General features: G+C 71.0%; 19 protein-coding genes. 7 read left to right on the top strand and 12 right to left on the bottom strand.

All coding sequences use genetic code 11. From position 1 onward, the window contains the following. Positions 1 to 6: 6 nt before the first annotated feature. The 6 genes from H6726_04245 to H6726_04220 all read right to left on the bottom strand — a co-directional run bounded on the left by H6726_04245 (position 7) and on the right by H6726_04220 (position 4,524). A complete protein-coding gene (locus H6726_04245; protein ID MCB9656839.1) occupies positions 7 to 831 on the bottom strand; it encodes a GNAT family N-acetyltransferase in 825 nt (274 codons plus the stop codon). A 107-nt stretch (positions 832 to 938) separates the two neighbouring features. Continuing rightward, positions 939 to 1,268, bottom strand: a complete 330-nt coding sequence (locus tag H6726_04240) for a four helix bundle protein (GenBank protein ID MCB9656838.1) — start codon at positions 1,266 to 1,268, stop codon at positions 939 to 941. 413 nt (positions 1,269 to 1,681) lie between these two features. After that, positions 1,682 to 2,503: a MerR family transcriptional regulator gene (locus H6726_04235; protein ID MCB9656837.1), complete on the bottom strand. Its 822-nt coding sequence runs from the start codon at positions 2,501 to 2,503 to the stop codon at positions 1,682 to 1,684. Positions 2,504 to 2,593: 90 nt separating this feature from the next. Next, positions 2,594 to 3,034 carry a hypothetical protein gene (locus tag H6726_04230; protein ID MCB9656836.1) on the bottom strand — a complete coding sequence of 147 codons (441 nt, stop codon included), beginning with the start codon at positions 3,032 to 3,034 and terminating at the stop codon, positions 2,594 to 2,596. 67 nt (positions 3,035 to 3,101) lie between these two features. Continuing rightward, entirely contained in the window at positions 3,102 to 3,590 is a 489-nt protein-coding gene (locus H6726_04225; GenBank protein ID MCB9656835.1) for a pyridoxamine 5'-phosphate oxidase family protein, read from the bottom strand. A gap of 34 nt (positions 3,591 to 3,624) precedes the next feature. Next, entirely contained in the window at positions 3,625 to 4,524 is a 900-nt protein-coding gene (locus H6726_04220; protein MCB9656834.1) for a MerR family transcriptional regulator, read from the bottom strand. A gap of 60 nt (positions 4,525 to 4,584) precedes the next feature. Here H6726_04220 and H6726_04215 point away from each other — a divergent pair, with 60 nt between their 5' ends. Together H6726_04215 and H6726_04210 are read left to right on the top strand one after the other, a co-directional pair. Next, positions 4,585 to 5,019 carry a DUF393 domain-containing protein gene (locus H6726_04215; GenBank protein ID MCB9656833.1) on the top strand — a complete coding sequence of 145 codons (435 nt, stop codon included), beginning with the start codon at positions 4,585 to 4,587 and terminating at the stop codon, positions 5,017 to 5,019. Next, positions 5,016 to 6,170 carry a flavin-dependent monooxygenase gene (locus H6726_04210; protein ID MCB9656832.1) on the top strand — a complete coding sequence of 385 codons (1,155 nt, stop codon included), beginning with the start codon at positions 5,016 to 5,018 and terminating at the stop codon, positions 6,168 to 6,170. Before H6726_04215 ends, H6726_04210 begins: the two co-directional genes overlap by 4 nt. A 31-nt stretch (positions 6,171 to 6,201) precedes the next feature. Here the strand turns inward: H6726_04210 and H6726_04205 are convergent, their stop codons facing one another. After that, positions 6,202 to 7,302, bottom strand: a complete 1,101-nt coding sequence (locus H6726_04205) for a Rieske 2Fe-2S domain-containing protein (protein ID MCB9656831.1) — start codon at positions 7,300 to 7,302, stop codon at positions 6,202 to 6,204. Beyond that, positions 7,299 to 8,405, bottom strand: coding sequence for a methyltransferase domain-containing protein (locus H6726_04200; GenBank protein ID MCB9656830.1), 1,107 nt, complete (start codon positions 8,403 to 8,405; stop codon positions 7,299 to 7,301). Before H6726_04200 ends, H6726_04205 begins: the two co-directional genes overlap by 4 nt. Before the next feature lie 385 nt (positions 8,406 to 8,790). Between H6726_04200 and H6726_04195 the strand changes: the two genes are divergently transcribed. Further along, a complete protein-coding gene (locus H6726_04195) occupies positions 8,791 to 9,144 on the top strand; it encodes a helix-turn-helix transcriptional regulator (GenBank protein MCB9656829.1) in 354 nt (117 codons plus the stop codon). After that, positions 9,141 to 10,445, top strand: coding sequence for a type II toxin-antitoxin system HipA family toxin (locus H6726_04190; GenBank protein MCB9656828.1), 1,305 nt, complete (start codon positions 9,141 to 9,143; stop codon positions 10,443 to 10,445). The genes H6726_04195 and H6726_04190 overlap by 4 nt, the downstream gene beginning before the upstream one ends. Before the next feature lie 33 nt (positions 10,446 to 10,478). On the opposite strand, the gene H6726_04185 is transcribed toward H6726_04190, so the two are convergent. Continuing rightward, a complete protein-coding gene (locus H6726_04185; protein ID MCB9656827.1) occupies positions 10,479 to 11,111 on the bottom strand; it encodes a TetR/AcrR family transcriptional regulator in 633 nt (210 codons plus the stop codon). A 74-nt stretch (positions 11,112 to 11,185) separates the two neighbouring features. On the opposite strand from H6726_04185, the gene H6726_04180 reads away from it, so the two are divergent. Then, positions 11,186 to 11,695 (top strand): hypothetical protein, encoded by a 510-nt coding sequence (locus H6726_04180; GenBank protein MCB9656826.1) that lies wholly within the window; start codon positions 11,186 to 11,188, stop codon positions 11,693 to 11,695. Positions 11,696 to 11,810: 115 nt separating this feature from the next. On the opposite strand, the gene H6726_04175 is transcribed toward H6726_04180, so the two are convergent. Further along, the gene (locus H6726_04175; protein MCB9656825.1) at positions 11,811 to 12,050 is read right to left on the bottom strand and encodes a hypothetical protein; all 240 of its coding nucleotides are present in this window, start codon (positions 12,048 to 12,050) and stop codon (positions 11,811 to 11,813) included. Between the two features lie 124 nt (positions 12,051 to 12,174). Here H6726_04175 and H6726_04170 point away from each other — a divergent pair, with 124 nt between their 5' ends. After that, positions 12,175 to 13,353, top strand: coding sequence for a J domain-containing protein (locus H6726_04170; GenBank protein ID MCB9656824.1), 1,179 nt, complete (start codon positions 12,175 to 12,177; stop codon positions 13,351 to 13,353). Beyond that, positions 13,350 to 13,628 carry a hypothetical protein gene (locus tag H6726_04165; protein ID MCB9656823.1) on the top strand — a complete coding sequence of 93 codons (279 nt, stop codon included), beginning with the start codon at positions 13,350 to 13,352 and terminating at the stop codon, positions 13,626 to 13,628. The genes H6726_04170 and H6726_04165 overlap by 4 nt, the downstream gene beginning before the upstream one ends. Positions 13,629 to 13,751: 123 nt before the next feature. Here H6726_04165 and H6726_04160 read toward each other — a convergent pair whose 3' ends face one another. After that, positions 13,752 to 14,516: a serine protease gene (locus H6726_04160; GenBank protein ID MCB9656822.1), complete on the bottom strand. Its 765-nt coding sequence runs from the start codon at positions 14,514 to 14,516 to the stop codon at positions 13,752 to 13,754. Between the two features lie 137 nt (positions 14,517 to 14,653). After that, positions 14,654 to 15,334, bottom strand: a complete 681-nt coding sequence (locus tag H6726_04155) for a hypothetical protein (GenBank protein MCB9656821.1) — start codon at positions 15,332 to 15,334, stop codon at positions 14,654 to 14,656.

The raw sequence follows: 15,334 nt of genomic DNA, 5'->3' as shown, positions 1-15,334 counted from the left end.
CGTCGGCTATGGCGGCGGGAGCGGCCCGGCCATGTGCTGGGTGTGCACCACGAGCGTGCCCCCGTGCGCCAACAGAAACTCAGCCAGCGCCTGGTCGTCTTCTACCCTCACGCGCAGGTGGGCGTGCTCGGGGCGCCGCAGCGGGAGCAGGGCTTCGAGCAGCGGCCTCGCCAGGCTGGGCCGCTGCACGCGGAACGTGGCCGCGCCCGGAAACGTCGGGTCGAACTGAGCCAGCCCGACCCACGGCGCGTCCGGCGACCTGTCGCGCAGGCCCACGAGCGCGCGGTTCACGCGTGCGCGCGCGTGCGCTAGCTGACCTGCCGGTAGGGCGAACGTGGCCTCCACCGTCGCGTCGTCCGCAGGTTCGATCGCGCACGCGATGGTCGTCTCGCCGTCGCCGGGGAGCGCGTCGAGCATGCTCCATGGGAGGTGGAGGGAGGCTGACGTGTAACGGGTGCGCATGCCGCAGCGCTCGTAGAGGCGCACGGCCGGCGTGTTGGAGGGCCGCACGTTGAGGCACCACTCCGCGCACCCGCGCTCGCGCAGGAAGCGCGCCGCGGCCCCCATCATCGCGCGACCGAGGCCTCGTCCGCGGTGCGTGGCCGCGAGCGCCACGTGGCGCACGTAGCCCACGCGCTCGAGCGGGTGCGTCCACACGTAGCCCACGACGGCCCCTTCGTCCTCGAACATGATCATGGTCGGGCGGAAGTCGGCTAGCCACGTCGCGCTAGGCGGCACGGGGTCACCGGTCCCCAGCTCCTCCACCAGCCGGACGAAGTGGGGGTAGTCGTCGGGGCGCGCCATGCGCGCGTCGAGCAGGCCCTCGGTCATGGTCGTGGAGCGTATAGGGCCGCGCCCCGCAGGCGGAAGGGGCACCGCAGCGACGTGACCGCTCTGGGTCGAGCCCACCGTGGTGGCAGACTCGACCCAGCGCGCCTTCAGCGCGGTCGCGTGCGCTTCAGGTGCAACACCGCCGCGACGTGGTCCAGCCCATCGAGCGTGCTCCGCGCGCCTTCCGCCGTGAGTGCCCCGCAAGCCACGGCCACCCGCAAGGCAGTCATGGCCTCTTTCGCCTCGGCATACGCTCCCTGAAGCTTCGCGTCGCGGTTGCCACCCCGAGCGTACGCCCCCTCGGCGTACTGCAATGCCACGGAGTGCAGAGCCCGCTCGGTCTGCCGAGCCAGATCCGGAGCCCGCCGCGCCATCACGCGAATCACCGGCGTAGCCTCCCGGATGGTGGACAAGATGAGGTCTTCCGTACGTGTCATGCCAAGGCCTTTCTGCGGCGTAGGGCCGCGCTGTGACCCCGCCCCCGGCACGGAGTCGCAGCCCTGTCCCGCCGCACTTTTCGGCACGAAAAGCGACCCGCAGGGTCGGGCGTGACAGGGCGAGCACCGTGCTACCCCGACCTCACCGCGCGGCCCGCCCCAAAGCGTCCCAAACCTCCCCGCAAGCCCAAGCGCCACCAACCCAAACAGCGCTCAGCCGAGCAACTCGGACCACGGGAAACGGGAAACGGGCCACGGGCCACGGGCCGCGGGACCCGGGAAACGGGCCGCGGGAACCGGGACCCGGGCCGCGGGAACCGGGACCCGGGAAACGGGCCAAGGGAAACGGGTCACGGGACCCATGACCCAGGCCACGGGACCCATGACCCGGCCACGGGACCCATGGCCCGGCCTCAGGGCGCTGAGCTCGCGTCCACGATCGGGATCTGCACCTCGGTCAGGTAGCGCCGCGGGTTGCCCTTGAAGATCATGCCGGGCCCCTTGATGTACACCTCGCGCGACGGAGTGCTGGCGACGAGGCCGCGCTCGTGGAGGGCGTCCAGTAGCTTCGCGTAGGTGCGCGAGATCTCGTCGTACGGACCCTTGTGCACGAGGCACAGGCAGCGCGTCTCGGGCAGCTCGTGCACGGCGATGCCCTCCGCGGGCTTCTGGCGCTTGATGGGAAAGTACGACTCGTAGTCCGCGTCCTCCTCCTTGTACTCCCCGTCGTAGACGAGGTTGCCGGGCTTGCCGGCCAGCGCGAACCCGTAGGCGCGCCCCAGCCGCTTGAAGCGCTCGCCGCACGCGTCGTAGCGGCCGTGCGCGCGGATGCCCGCGACGAGCTGGGCGGGGAGGAGCTTCTCTTCGATGTGTGCTTCGTGGTTCAGCATGGCTTGGGCTTCCCTTTCGTGAGCCACGACGTGGTCCAAGGCGGACAGGATGTCCTCGTATCGGCGCACCTTGACCTCGATGCTGCGGCGGTGACGCTCTAGGAATTCGAGCGCGTCGCCGTCGTCCTTGCACTCCGCGAGGATGAGCCCGATCTCGTCGAGCGACAGATCGAGGCCGCGCAGCAGCTTGATGATCCGCGCTCGCTCGACCGACGCGCGATCGTAGTAGCGGTAGCCGCTCTGCCGATCGACGCGCGCCGGGGCGAGCAGCCCCTTCTCGTGGTAGTGGTGCAGGGTCTTGACGGTGAGGGCCGTCAGCTTCGAGAACTCGCCGATGGTGTACATGGACCTGTGTCGTGGTTGGACCAGGAGCCTGAGGCCTCCCCCAACCGGAGGGTCAAGGCGCGTCCGGAGCGAAGGTCGGGGCGGCGCGCTCTAACCCGTACGCCGGCGACTCCAGCTGCGCAGCAACGCGGGCGCCTCGGGGATGCGGCCGTCGTCCTCCGCCGCGCGGCTCAAGAACGTCACCGCTTCGTGCTCGGTCGCGCACACGTGCAGCGGAAACTCGGGGCTGCGAATCCACAGGACGGCGTTCATGGCGCCGCGGATGATGGGCGAGGACACCAGGACTGCCACGCCGACACACAGGCGCTTGGCTTGGTCGTTGGACTCCTTCACCCAGTCCGCCAAGAGGCGCCGCTCCACCGCGGGGATGACGCTGGCGTCCAGCGCGTCGGCGACTTCGATGAACGGTTCGCGACGAGCCAACATGGCGCGCTGCGACGTCACGAACGCGAGCACGTTCTCCTTCGTGGTGGGGACCGAGTCGACCCGCACGACCGCCAGCGGCCAATGTGAGACGTCGTGGTGGATCATGCCCGTACCCTAGGTCATGCGCCTCGCCGTGCAACAGCGCTCGCCAGGGACACCCACCGGCCGCTCGTCAGTGCTGCACGAGGGGCGCGGACGTCCGCACGGCGTCTTGCATGCGCGCGCTGTAGTCCCAGCTCTCGAGGTGCACGGGGTCGAGCACGAGCGCGAGCTCCTCGTGGCGGCGCGACAGCAACCAGCTGGCGAGCTTGGAGTCCGTGCTGCCGAGGTAGCGTAGGAGCAGGCGCTCGAGCACCTCGGCGCCGCGCGCGGGGTCCACGTGCACCTCGGCCTGGCCGCGCACGCCGCGGTAGGGCGGCGTGTTGAGCGCCACCTCGAAGGCGCAGCGCGGGTTGTCCTGCAGGCGTCGCACGATCTTGGCATCGCGGTGCACGGCCGCCAGCAGCTGCCCTTCTTCGCGTGCGAACCACAGCGAGAGCAGCACGGGGAACGCCCCCGACGTCTGCACGGCGAGGCGCATCGGCACCACGGTGGCGTCCAGGAACGCGGCGAGCTGCGGGGGGCTGTAGGGGCCTTGCGGGGTAGTGGCGAAGGGGGTCATGTCGGTCCTCCTGGGTGGGCGGTGGCAGCGGGTCTCACGCGGCGTGGGAACGCAGCACCACGTCGAGCGCGGCGAGGTCGGACAGCACCTCGACTCGGGTGCCGCTCACGGGCACGGCGGCCGCACCGCCGAGGATGATGCGGGCACTGCGGGGGACACTCTTCTCGCACTGGCGCGCGACCTGACGCACGTCCACCTTGGCGAGGTTCACCACGGACAGCAGCACCAGCTGCGCGCTGCGTTCGCGCGCCACGTAGGCGATCTCGTTCTCTGGCACGTCTGCGCCCAGGTAGAGCACGCGGAAGCCGCGCATGGCCGCGAGCATGGCGACCATGAGCGCGCCCAGCTCGTGGCGCTCGCCGCGTGGGGCGGCCACCACCGCCACGCTCGCCCGCTCTCGTGGCGGGTACAGGCGGGTGAGGCTGAACAGCAGGCCCCGTGCCGCCCCCGTGGCGACACGCTCGTGCGCGATCCGGAATTCGCCCCGCTCCCAGCGGTTGCCCACCTCGCGCAGCGCCGGTGCGACCACGTCGCTCAGAAAGCGCTCCGGCGGCGCGATGACCGCGGCCCGCGACAGGGCGGCCTCGGCGCCGCCCACGTCCAGCTGGCTCACCGCCTCGAGGAACGCATCCGTGGCGGAGGGCTCGGTCGGGCGTGGCGTTGGGTCTGCGGTCTGGTGTTCCGCTGCGGTGACCCGCGCGAGATCGCTGTCGCTGAGCGCCGCGACCGTCCCGATGGCGTGCCCCTCGCTGACGAGGTCCCGCAACATGCGCAGTCGCTGCACGTCGCCGTCGGAGTACAGGCGCCCGCCCGCGTCCGTGCGCTGCGGCACCACCGCGCCGTAGCGGCGCTCCCAGGTCCGCAGGGTGTGCGCGCTGAGGCCGGTCAGCTTCGAGACCATCCCCACGCGGTAGGCGTTTTCCATGGACAGCATGTTCACACGACTTTCGTCCCCAGTCTTGCGCGCCGGCTTCTGATTGTCTAGGTTGTGTCTATGAAAAGCTCGTCACAAGTTAGTCAACGGGTCGCCGGGCCACATGGCCAACGCGACGAGAGGCTGCAGTTGTTCTTCGACGGGGACTGCCCGCTGTGCCTGCGCGAGGTGAACCTGCTGCGACGCCTCGATCGCCACGCGGCCATCCTGTTCACGGACATCGCCGCGCCAGGGTTCACGCCGCCCGAGGGTCTCGACCACGCGACGCTCATGGGCCGCATCCACGCGCGCCGCGGTGCCGAGTGGTTCGAAGGGGTCGAGGTCTTCCGCCAGCTCTACGCATCGGTGGGCTTCGGGGCCGTCGTGGCGCTGACGCGCCTACCTGGCGTCGCGCAGCTGCTCGACGCCGCGTACCGCTGGTTCGCGGCCAACCGCCTGCGCCTCACGGGGCGCTGCCAGGACGGAACCTGCGCGCTCGAGGAGGCTGCATCATGACCCGCCCGACCGACGAGCTCGTCACGGAGTTGACCCTCGTACAGCGCGCCTGCGCCCTGCGCCCTTGGATCGCCGAGCGCGCGGAGCAGGCCATCGCGCTGCGCCGTGTGCCCGACGAGACGATGCGCGACTTCGAGGCCAGCGGCCTACACCTGGCGGTGGTCCCCAAGCGCTACGGGGGCTATGGGCTCAACCCGCGCGTCATCTTCGACATGCAGTTGGAGCTCGGCCGAGCATGCCCCTCCAGCGCTTGGGTGTTCGGCGTGCTCAGCGTGCACACGTGGCAGCTCGCCCTGTTTCCGGTGGAGACCCAGGACGAAGTCTGGGGTCAGGGACGCCACCCGTGGATTGCGTCTTCGTACATGCCCGTCGGGAAGGTGCGCGCGGTGGACGGGGGCTTCCGCATCAGCGGGCGCTGGTCGTTCTCGAGCGGCTGTGACCACAGCGAGTGGATCATGTTGGGCAGCTTCGCCCCCGTGGCCGAGGGGGCGCCTCCGGACATGCGCACCTTCCTGCTGCCGCGCAGCGACTTCCGCATCGTCGACACGTGGTACGTGACGGGGCTGCGCGGCTCGGGCAGCAAGGACATCGTGGTGGAGGACGCGTTCGTGCCGAACAGGCGCACGCACAAGTTCTCGGACGGGTTCCGTGGCGACAGCCCGGGCAACGAGGTGAACCCCGACGCCCCCTACCGGTTCCCCTTCGGCCAGATCCACACCCGCTGCGTGTCCACGCCCGCGCTCGGCGCCGCCTTCGGTGCGCTCGAGCACTTCGCGCAGCAGCACGGTGACGACCCCACGGCGGCGCGGTTGGTCGAAGATTGCGCGGCCACGCTGGACCGAGAGGTCTGGGTGCTGCAGCGCAACTTCGCGGAGATGAGCGCGCACCTCACCGCGGGGACACCCATCCCGGTCGCGCGCCGCGCGCACTTCCGCCACGACGCCGCGGCCGCCGTCACCGCGGCGCTAGGCGTGGTGGACAAGTTGGCCGAGGCCCATGGGCGGGCGGCGATCTTCGAGCGAGACCCCATCAACCGCTTCTTCCAGGATGCCCACGCCATCCGCGCGCATCATGCCAACCAGGTGGAGAAGCCCGCAGCCAACCTGGGGGGCATCCAGTTCGGCCACAAGAACGCGGACTTCTTCATCTGATTCATGCGGCGCGCCCTCAGGCGTCGCGCCCTCACGCGTAGAACTGCTGTACCCAGCGGCGCATCGCCACCACCGGACCGTCTTCGGCGACGAGGCTCGGCTGCGGGCGGTAGGCCTTCGTCTCCCAGATCTCGAGGTCCTGCTCCCACTGCGAGATCCAGTGGCCCACCACGAAGCGCGCGAGCCCGTCGGGCACGTGCCGCTCCGCGAACCAGCGGAAGCGCACGTGCTGCCGCAGGGCGTTCTTGGGCGTGTGGAACTGGAACAGCACGATGGTGCCGCGCTCGCCCAGGTCGAGCTCGAAGCGGATGACCGTCCCGGGTCCGTCGAAGCGCACGCGCGCCTTGCCGCCGCGCCCCTCGATGCGCTTGCCGCGCCAGGTGACGATGGCCTCGTTCTCGAACCAGCACACGTGCGGCTCGGCCTCGTCCTTGCGCCACGTGGCGCGGTGCGCGAGCCCCACGCCGGGCACGGGCACCTGCGTCCAGGGGATGCGGAACTGGTCGTGCAGGTGCGCGAAGTGCTGCACGTCCGCGCTGTTCTCCGCGAACTCGAGCAGGTTCATGCGCACGTCGTGCGCGTCGTGGCTGCCGCGGTAGGTGAAGCGGCCGTCGTCGATCTCGGGTACCCGGCCAAGCGTGTAGGGCGCCTCGTCCACCAGCCCGGTGGGCCCCACGAAGGCGCACAGCATGCCGTAGTAGACCTCCGACGGGTGCACCCCGACGCGCGCGGGGCTGCGCTTGCCGTAGGGCACGCTCACCACCTCGCCCGCGCCAGAGAACTGCCAGCCGTGGAAGCGGCAGGTGAGGTTCTCGCCACACACGTGGCCCAGCGCCAGGTGCGCACCGAGGTGCGGGCAGAACGCGTCCATCACGTGGATGGCCCCGCTCGCCGTGCGGAACACCACCAGCGAGCGCCCCTGCGTGTTCACGGACAGGGGCTTGTCGCCCAGCTCGTCGATGGGCACCAGCGGCACCCAGCCCGTGGGGTAGGCGCCCGGGTAGGACGCGATGCGCGCGGCGTCGAGGGCCTCACGCTCCTCGGGCGTGGGCGCCAGGCGTGAGGCGCGTGCTTGCTTGGCCTGCCGGCCGCGGCGCTTCTCGAGGACGTTGAGCAGCGCGTCGACGATCACTGGGCGCCCTCGTCGCGCGTGCCGCCGTTCGTCGCGTTCGCGGTGGACGCGTTGCCCGGCTTCTTGGCCAGCACGAAGAAGCACGGCGTGAAGATGCCCGTGTGGCCCCCCTCGATGAGCGCGTCGGCCCCCACGTTGAGCATGTCGCTGACCGCCTTGGAGCCCGCCGGGATGACCTTGAGCTTCTCGAGCACGCCGATCAGGTGGTTGTTCACGAAGCGCCCGGGCGCGCTGCGGCGGATGCTGGTGAAGTCGCGGCCCTCACCCTCGAGCGGCAGGTACCACGGCGTGCTCGGGTCGCTGCGCTCGGCCACGTCGGCGCTGTCCTCCACCTCGAGCCCGGCCGCGCGCACCGCGTCCAAGATGGCGTGGGTGCTGCACATGTCGGGCAGGCTGTCGCCCGACTCGATGTCGCGCTTGATGCGGCGGTGCGTCTCGTTGCTCGCGTCGTAGCGGTCGGTCAGGCACCACTCGTACACGGCGAAGCGCCCGCCGGGCTTCAGCACGCGCGCGATCTCGCGGAACACGCCCGCGCGATCGGGGGCGTGGCAGGTGGCCTCCACCGCGTACACCGCGTCGTAGCTGGCGTCCGCCATAGGCAGCGCCATGAAGTCGCCCTTGATGCCGCGGCACTGCGCGGCGAGCCCCGCCTCCTGGTTGTAGCGGGCCAGCTTCTCGAGCTGGTAGTCGTTGTTGTTGATCCCGTCGACGCGCGCGCCCGAGAAGCGCGCGATGGCGCGCATGGGTCCGCCTACGCCGCAGCCCACGTCGAGCGCGGTCTGCCCTGCACGGAGCCCCAGGCGCAGCGCCAGGTAGTGCTCGTGGCGGGCCAGCGAGGCCGCGAACGACTCGCCCGCGAACCGCGGCGCGAAGTGGAAGGACTTGCCCCAGCCTCGCTCGTAGAAGTCGGTGGCCAGGTCGTAGTACTGGTTGACCATCTCGGCGTAGTCGGTGTGCCGCTGCTGGTGCGCGGCCTCGGCCTCCCGCGCGTCTTGGCCGTCGCGGTAGAAGCGCAGGTACGAGCGCAGGGTGGACGTGACGCGCTGGTCGGCGTCGGCGTCACGGTAGAAGTCGCGGGGCTGGCTGGCGGAGGTCGAGGACATGACGGGGCTCCAGGTGCGCGTCGGGGTCGGTCATCGGGGTGAACCGACCCGGGTTCGGTTTTTGGCTCCGCACAAGATGCCCGAGTCGCGCCGGGAGATCGAGGTTTGCGACGATGGGCCATGCATGTGGCACTTCGCGGATGTCGACGTGACCCACGATGTTGACAGGTCGTCAACCGACCGAGTGTCGGTTTTCACGTACGCACGCTTGGTATCGCTTCGCTCTTCGCCGGATCGTTAGTCGACATAAAAGACGACTAATCGCAATTCTCGGATATAAATCGCCTTTCATGTCGATATGTACTGGCAAGTGTCGTGCGCGTAAGTCGTTCCAAATGACGAGTAATATTCACGTTGAGCCGTAAATCGCGCTATGTTGCGAGTTATGCGCATCGACAACCATCTCAGCGATGAATCCGTCACGGCCGAGCTCGGCGAGCGCCTGGCTGCGCTCCGCGTCGCGCGCAGCCTGACCCAGGAGCAGCTCTCCGTCGCCGCGGGGATCTCCAAGCGCACCGTCGAGCGCCTCGAAGGCGGGGGGTCCACCCAGCTCGTGAACCTCATCCGCTGTCTCCGCGCGCTCGACACGTTGAGCGCGATGGATGCCCTGGTGCCGCCCGCGACCAGCGACCCCATCGACCTGCTCCAGCGTCGTGGCAAGCGCCGGCAGCGCGTGCGCGCGCGCGCCGAGGCACCCGCGCCAACGCCGGCCGCTTGGGTGTGGGGTGACGACAAGTGACCTCGCTCGCCGAGGTGCGCCTCTGGGGGAGCCGCATCGGCGCGGTCGCGCTGGAGGACGGGGAGCGCGTGACCACCTTCGCCTACGACCCCGACTTTGCGCGCTCCGGCATTCAGGTGGCCCCGCTCATGATGCCGCTGCGCCCGGGGCCGTTCCGCTTTCCCGAGCTCGACGCGCGCAGCTTCCACGGGCTCCCAGGGCTGCTCGCCGAGGCGCTGCCCGACAAGTACGGGAACACGCTGATCGATGCGTGGCTCGCGACGCAAGGGCGCCATCCAGAGAGCTTCAACGCCGTCGAGAGGCTCTGCTACACGGGCGTTCGCGGGATGGGCGCCCTCGAGTTCGCGCCTGCACTGGGGCCGCGCCAAGGGTCGCCGAGCGCGGTGCAGATCGACGCCCTCGTCGCGCTCGCCTCGGAGGTGCTCAGCCAGCGCGACGAACTGCGTACCTCGTTCGCGGACCCCGACAAGGCCGACTCGCTGCGGGACCTGCTGCGCGTGGGGACTTCGGCGGGAGGCGCCCGCGCCAAGGCTGTCATCGCGTGGAACGAGACCACCGGGGAGGTGCGCTCTGGTCAGGTGGGCGTCGACCCGGGCTTCACGCACTGGTTGCTGAAGTTCGACGGCGTCGCGAACAACCGCGACAAGGAGCTGGCCGACCCATCCGGCTACGGCGCGGTCGAGTATGCCTACGCCAGCATGGCCCGCGCCGCGGGTGTGCACATGAGCGAGTGTCGGCTGCTCGAGGAGGGTGGGCGCCGCCACTTCATGACGCGCCGCTTCGATCGCCGTGACGACGGGTCGAAGCTCCACATGCAGTCGCTGGCCGCGATGGCGCACCTCGACTTCAACGACCCGCACGCACACAGCTACGAACAGGCGCTGCTGGTCATGCGCCAGCTCGCGCTGCCGATGCCGGAACTCGAGCAGCAGCTCCGGCGGATGGTCTTCAACCTCGTCGCGCGCAATCAAGACGATCACGTGAAGAACATCGCCTTCCTCATGGACAAGCGCGGGAGCTGGCGGCTCTCGCCGGCGTTCGACGTCACGTGGTCGTACAACCCCGCGGGCGACTGGACGGCGCGGCACCAGATGTCGGTCAACGGCAAGCGCGACGACTTCACGGTGGACGACATCCTCGCGTGCGCGAAGAGCGCCTCGATCCCTGTGCGTCGAGCCCGGAAGGTCGTCCAGGAGGTGTCTGCGACTGTCGCGCGGTGGCGTGAGTTCGCGGCCGACGCGCGCGTCGCACCAGCGTGGCGCGAGGCCATTGCATCCACCCTGCGTCTCGAGCTGCGGTGAGGTCGCGACCGGCGTGACATCACCCTCGCGGCGCTACGATCCCGGAGCCCCCATGGCCTTGCGCCACCGCGTCCGCGCACTCGGAGCCAGCAGCCCACCTGCCACGAACTCGGCCAGCTCGGTCAGCTCGGCCTCGCGCTCGCGTGCGGTCGTGTCGAGGCGGCCGTCCAAGGTGAGGCCGCGGAAGGCGGCCTGCAGGATGCCGGCGATGGTCGCCGGGTGTCCGGCGCGCAGCTGCCCGTCGGCGATGCCGGCGCTGACCACGTCGGTCAGCAGGGCCAGCTCGCGCGCGTAGTAGGGCTGCATGGCCACGTTGACGGCGGGCTTCATGGACTCCCAGGTCTCTTGCGTGAGCCCCCAGCGCGCCATCTCGCGGTCGAAGGTGTGCAGCCGCAGGCGCGCGTAGCAGGCCAGCTGGCTGACCGGGTCGGGCTGCTCGCGCACCGTGCTCTCGAAGGCCCCCCAGTGCGTGCTGAGCATGCCCTCCACCGCGACCTTGAAGATCATCCCCTTGCCGTCCGGGAAGTGGTGGTAGAGCGTGGTCTTCGCCAGCCGCGCGCGCTGGGCCAGATCGCTCAGGGTGGTGCCCTCCACGCCGAAGCGGGCGAAGAGCACGAGCGCGGCGTCCAGGATGCGGCCGCGAGGGTCCGGGAGGTGCTTGGCCATCGCTCCGCAACCATGCGGGAAAGCAGCCGGGACGCCAACGGGCACATGCGGCGTTCGAGCGCTACGTTGGCCCCATGGCCTCCCTCCCCATGCCGCGCACCCTCTGGTTCTCCCTCCCGCCGCTGGCCGCTGGTCTGCTCGCCGCGTCCCTCGCAGGCTGCCAGCCAGCCGGGGCCCAGCCGGCCACCGCGTTCCCGCCGGATACGCAGGCCTCCGAGCGGCAGTACGGGTCGGCCATGACGGTGGGCTTCCGCGTCCACCTCGATCAGGAAGAGGAGGAGGAGGCACCCCGCGTGCGGATCTCCGCCGTGGTGCGTGACATTGACGGCGAGGAGACCACCCACGAGCTGGGCGAGTACGAGGGCACCGTCACCCACCAGGCTGCCGAGGGCGACGAGATCGCCCGCGTGCGGGTGGACCACCCCGACGGCCCCCAGCACCTGACGGTCCGCATGGGCAGCGACGGCTCACTGGAGGTTCACCACCACCCCGACGCGGGCGAGCGCACGACGGTGCGTCGCATCCCGCTGCGCGAGGGGGCCACCGTGCGCGTCGCGGACGAGCCTGTCGAGCACGCGCGCTGAGGTCCAGGGCGCGCCGTCGCCGCTCCGCCACCGAGGGGCTGCGTGCGCGCCGCCGCTGCGACGACTTCGTGTCGTCCGCGTGTGCGTGACCCGAGCGGCGTGCGCCCGTGTGGTGTCAGATGTTCTCGGCGTCCTTGAGCAGCTCGGGGACGAAGTTGACCCGCGGGCGGATGAGCCGGCTGGTGCCGAGACGGCCTCGCACCTGGATGATCTCTCCTTCGCTGCGGACCAGCTCGCCGCGCACCAGGTCGGCGTCGGTGAACGTGATCTCGGTGGGGGCGGGCGTGTTGGCCGACGCCTGCGCGGCGGGGAGCGCGAGCAGGGTGGCGAGGGCGAGTCCGAGGGCGAGGCGCATGGGGAGTCCTTTCACGCGGATGAGCGGCCGCGTAAGAGCATGGACACCACGCGAGACCGAAAGTTGGGTCGGCGGGTGATTTTCTCTCCGGGTCGTGCGTGGGCGCCTGCGGTATCGTGCGCGCATGGCGAAAGCAGACGACCTGTACGCGCGCCTGGGCCTCACGTCGGAAGCCTCCCCCGACGAGATCAAGAAGGCCTACCGCAAGCTTGCGCGCAAGTGGCACCCGGACCTGAATCCGGACGACCCCGCCGCGGAAGAGAACTTCAAGCAGATCGCCGCAGCCCACGAGGTGCTCTCGGACCCCGAGAAACGCAAGCTCTACGACGAGTTCGGCGAGGAGGGCCTACGCGGCGGCTTCGACCCCGAGCAGGCGCGCGCCTACACGCAGTGGGCCGAGCGCCAGAGGGCCTCGCGACCAGCGGGCGGGGCGGGTGTCGGGGGCGCTGGGTTCGGCGGGTCTGGTGGCGCGGCGGGCTACGGAGGGCCCGGTGGTGCGGGGGGCTTCGAGTTCGACCTGGACGAGCTCTTCGGACGGCAGGCGCGGCAGGGGCGCGGCCCCGTCCCTCGGCGCGGACACGACCTCGGCGCGCGCGTGGAGCTGGACTTCGCGGACGCGCTGCGGGGCGCCGAGTTCAAGATCGACGTGCCGACCGAGAACCCTTGCAGCGTGTGCCACGGCAGCGGCGACGAGCCCGGCACGCGCCCGACGACCTGCAGCGACTGCGGCGGGAGCGGGCGGCGCAAGGCCGTCGAGGGGCCCATGGCGCTCTTCGCGGCGTGCCCCACCTGCCACGGGCGCGGTGAGCTGCGCACCCCCTGCAAGGTCTGCCACGGCGAAGGCGCGGTGCGCGGCCAGCGGACCCTGACGGTGCGCATCCCCCCGGGGGCCGAAGACGGGTCCGTGCTCACGGTGCGCGGCAAGGGCGGACTCGGGCGCGACGGAGGGCCGCCTGGCGACCTGGTGATCGAGACCCACGTGCGCCCCCACGCGCACTTCCGGCGCGAGGGGCTGGACCTGCACCTCACGCTGCCCGTGACCCTGGCCGAGGCCTACAACGGCGCGAGCGTGGCCATCCCCACGCTCGAGGGCAGCGTGCAGATGAAGATCCCGCCGCGCTCGCAGAGCGGTGCCAAGCTGCGCCTGCGCGGCAAGGGGGTCACGCGCAAAGAAGAGCACGGCGACCTCTACGTCGAGCTGAGCGTGCGGCTGCCCGACCGCGCCGACGAGGACTTCGCCCGCGCGGTCGAGGCCTCGAACGCCCTCTACGGCGCGCCCGTGCGCGAGGAGATCACGCTATGAGCCAGGGCATCCATCTCGACGACCTGCTGGCGCTGCTGCACCACGACCGGGAGCTGTTCGAGCGCCTGTGCGCGGAGGGGCACCTGGACCGCGAGGCCGACCGCTTCTCCCACGAGCAGGCGGAGACGGCGCGCGTGGTGGGCACGCTGATCCACGAGCTCGAGGTCAACTGGGAGGGGGCCGAGGTCATCCTCCGGCTGCGCTCCGAGCTGGTGGCCACGCGCCGCCAGGTGAGCGAGCTGCTGGTGCTGCTGCAGCAGCGCCGCGACGAGTGACGCAGGGGATACCGATTTCGCCGAGACGGCACCGGCAGCGCGCCGACCCGAGGACTTCGACGCCACGCCCAGCCGTGGTGGCTCCGTGCTGACTGGGCGGTGGCCGTGACCGCGGCAGCGCGCTCAGTGCGACGCGGTCTGCACCCACTCGCGGAACGCGGACACGCGCGTGATGACGGCGGCCGACTCGACGCAGCGCGAGCTGTTGTCCACCGCGAGGCTGACGATGCCCACCACGTGCTCGACCCCCTCGACGGACAGTAGGGCGGGGGCGCCCGAGTCTCCGGGGCACACGCCGGCCTCGGGGGAGGCGGCGCAGAAGCGCGTCTGGGCCATGCCCTGCACGTCTCCCGAGAAGCAGTGGAAGGGCGACAGTGACTCGAGCGTGGCGTCGCGCAGCCGCGCGCTCCCACGTCCGCCGCTGCGGGTGACGCCGAACCCGAGGATGCGCACGCGCGGCCCGGCCAGCATGACATTGTCGCTGAGGGCGGCGAGGGGCACCGGCTGAGCGCGGGTGAGCGGCGCGCTCAGACGCAGCACGGCCAGGTCGTTGCCCCGCTCCGGGTGCTGGGCGTCGAAGCTGGGGTGCACCACCACCTGCCGCACGGTGCCGCGCTCGGGGCGGTTGCGCGGGTGGCCCACCTGCACGTTGCGCACCTGCAGCTCACCCAAGGTGGCCGAGCGCACGCAGTGACCCGCGGTGAGCACGGCGTCCGGGGCGACCACGACCCCGCTGCACGTGCCCCACCAGCTGCCGCGTCGCCAGCGCATCATCACGGCGGAGCCCGCACGGTCCGGGGCCACGTCCGCGCCACCGTAGAGCGCGCGCCCCGCGAGGGGCCAGCAGGCGAGGCCGAGCAGAGCGCTCGCGACGAGACCCGCCCACATGGCGTGGGTTGCGAGGCGTCCCGTCCGACGACGTGCTTCCGCGGGTCGTGCGTGCGCGGGTGCACGCGCTGTGGGTGCGCGAGAGGGCGAGTGGCCCGAGAGGCCTCGGGCGCGATCGTGCGTGGGACGGAGCGGGCTCATGAGCGCGAGACCAGCGGCGCGCTCCACACGAGCACGGCCGGTAGCGCCCCGTAGTAAAGCACGTTGGGCACCACCCGCGCGAGGTAGCCCACGTCGAGCCCGAGGCCGAGGATGAGCACGTCCGCCGTGATCCACGTGCCGTACCAAGCCAGCGCCAGAGCATCCAAGCGCGCGAGGGTCGTGCGCGCGCGCTTGCCGTGCGCGATGTGCCGCACGTAGGGCCAGCGCAAGAGGACGAGCGCGAAGAACAGCGTCTCGTAGGTGAGGAAGAGCACGCGCCCCTCGTCGCTGCGGAGGACCAGGCGCACGACCAGCTGCGACACCACCGGCACCACGAAGGCCCAGGCCGTGGCACGCAGCACGGCGCGCGGGGTGATGTGCAGCGCGCCCTCGTCCGTGAGCACCTCGGGCAGGAGCAGGTAGCGCAGGTCGCCGAGGATCACGAAGGCCACCGGCACCACCGTGGCGAGGGCTCCCGGGAGCGTTCCGATCAAGGTGATGTCGTTGGAGGTCAGCCACGCGTCGAGCGCGGCGAGGGCCGCGACGAGCAGGGCGTAGCGCCACACGCTCGGGTGCACGCGCGCTCGTCCCAGCCAGGCCACGAGCGCGCCGACGGCGCACGCCGCGAAGAGCAGCACGGGGTGTTGCCACGTGCTCTGGTAGAAGGCCTCGAACAT

Source organism: Sandaracinaceae bacterium, assembly GCA_020633055.1.
Lineage (GTDB): Bacteria > Myxococcota_A > Polyangia > Polyangiales > Houyiibacteriaceae > JADJJE01.
The sequence above is the reverse complement of the archived record's forward strand: the minus strand, read 5'-3'. Positions and strand labels throughout refer to the sequence as shown.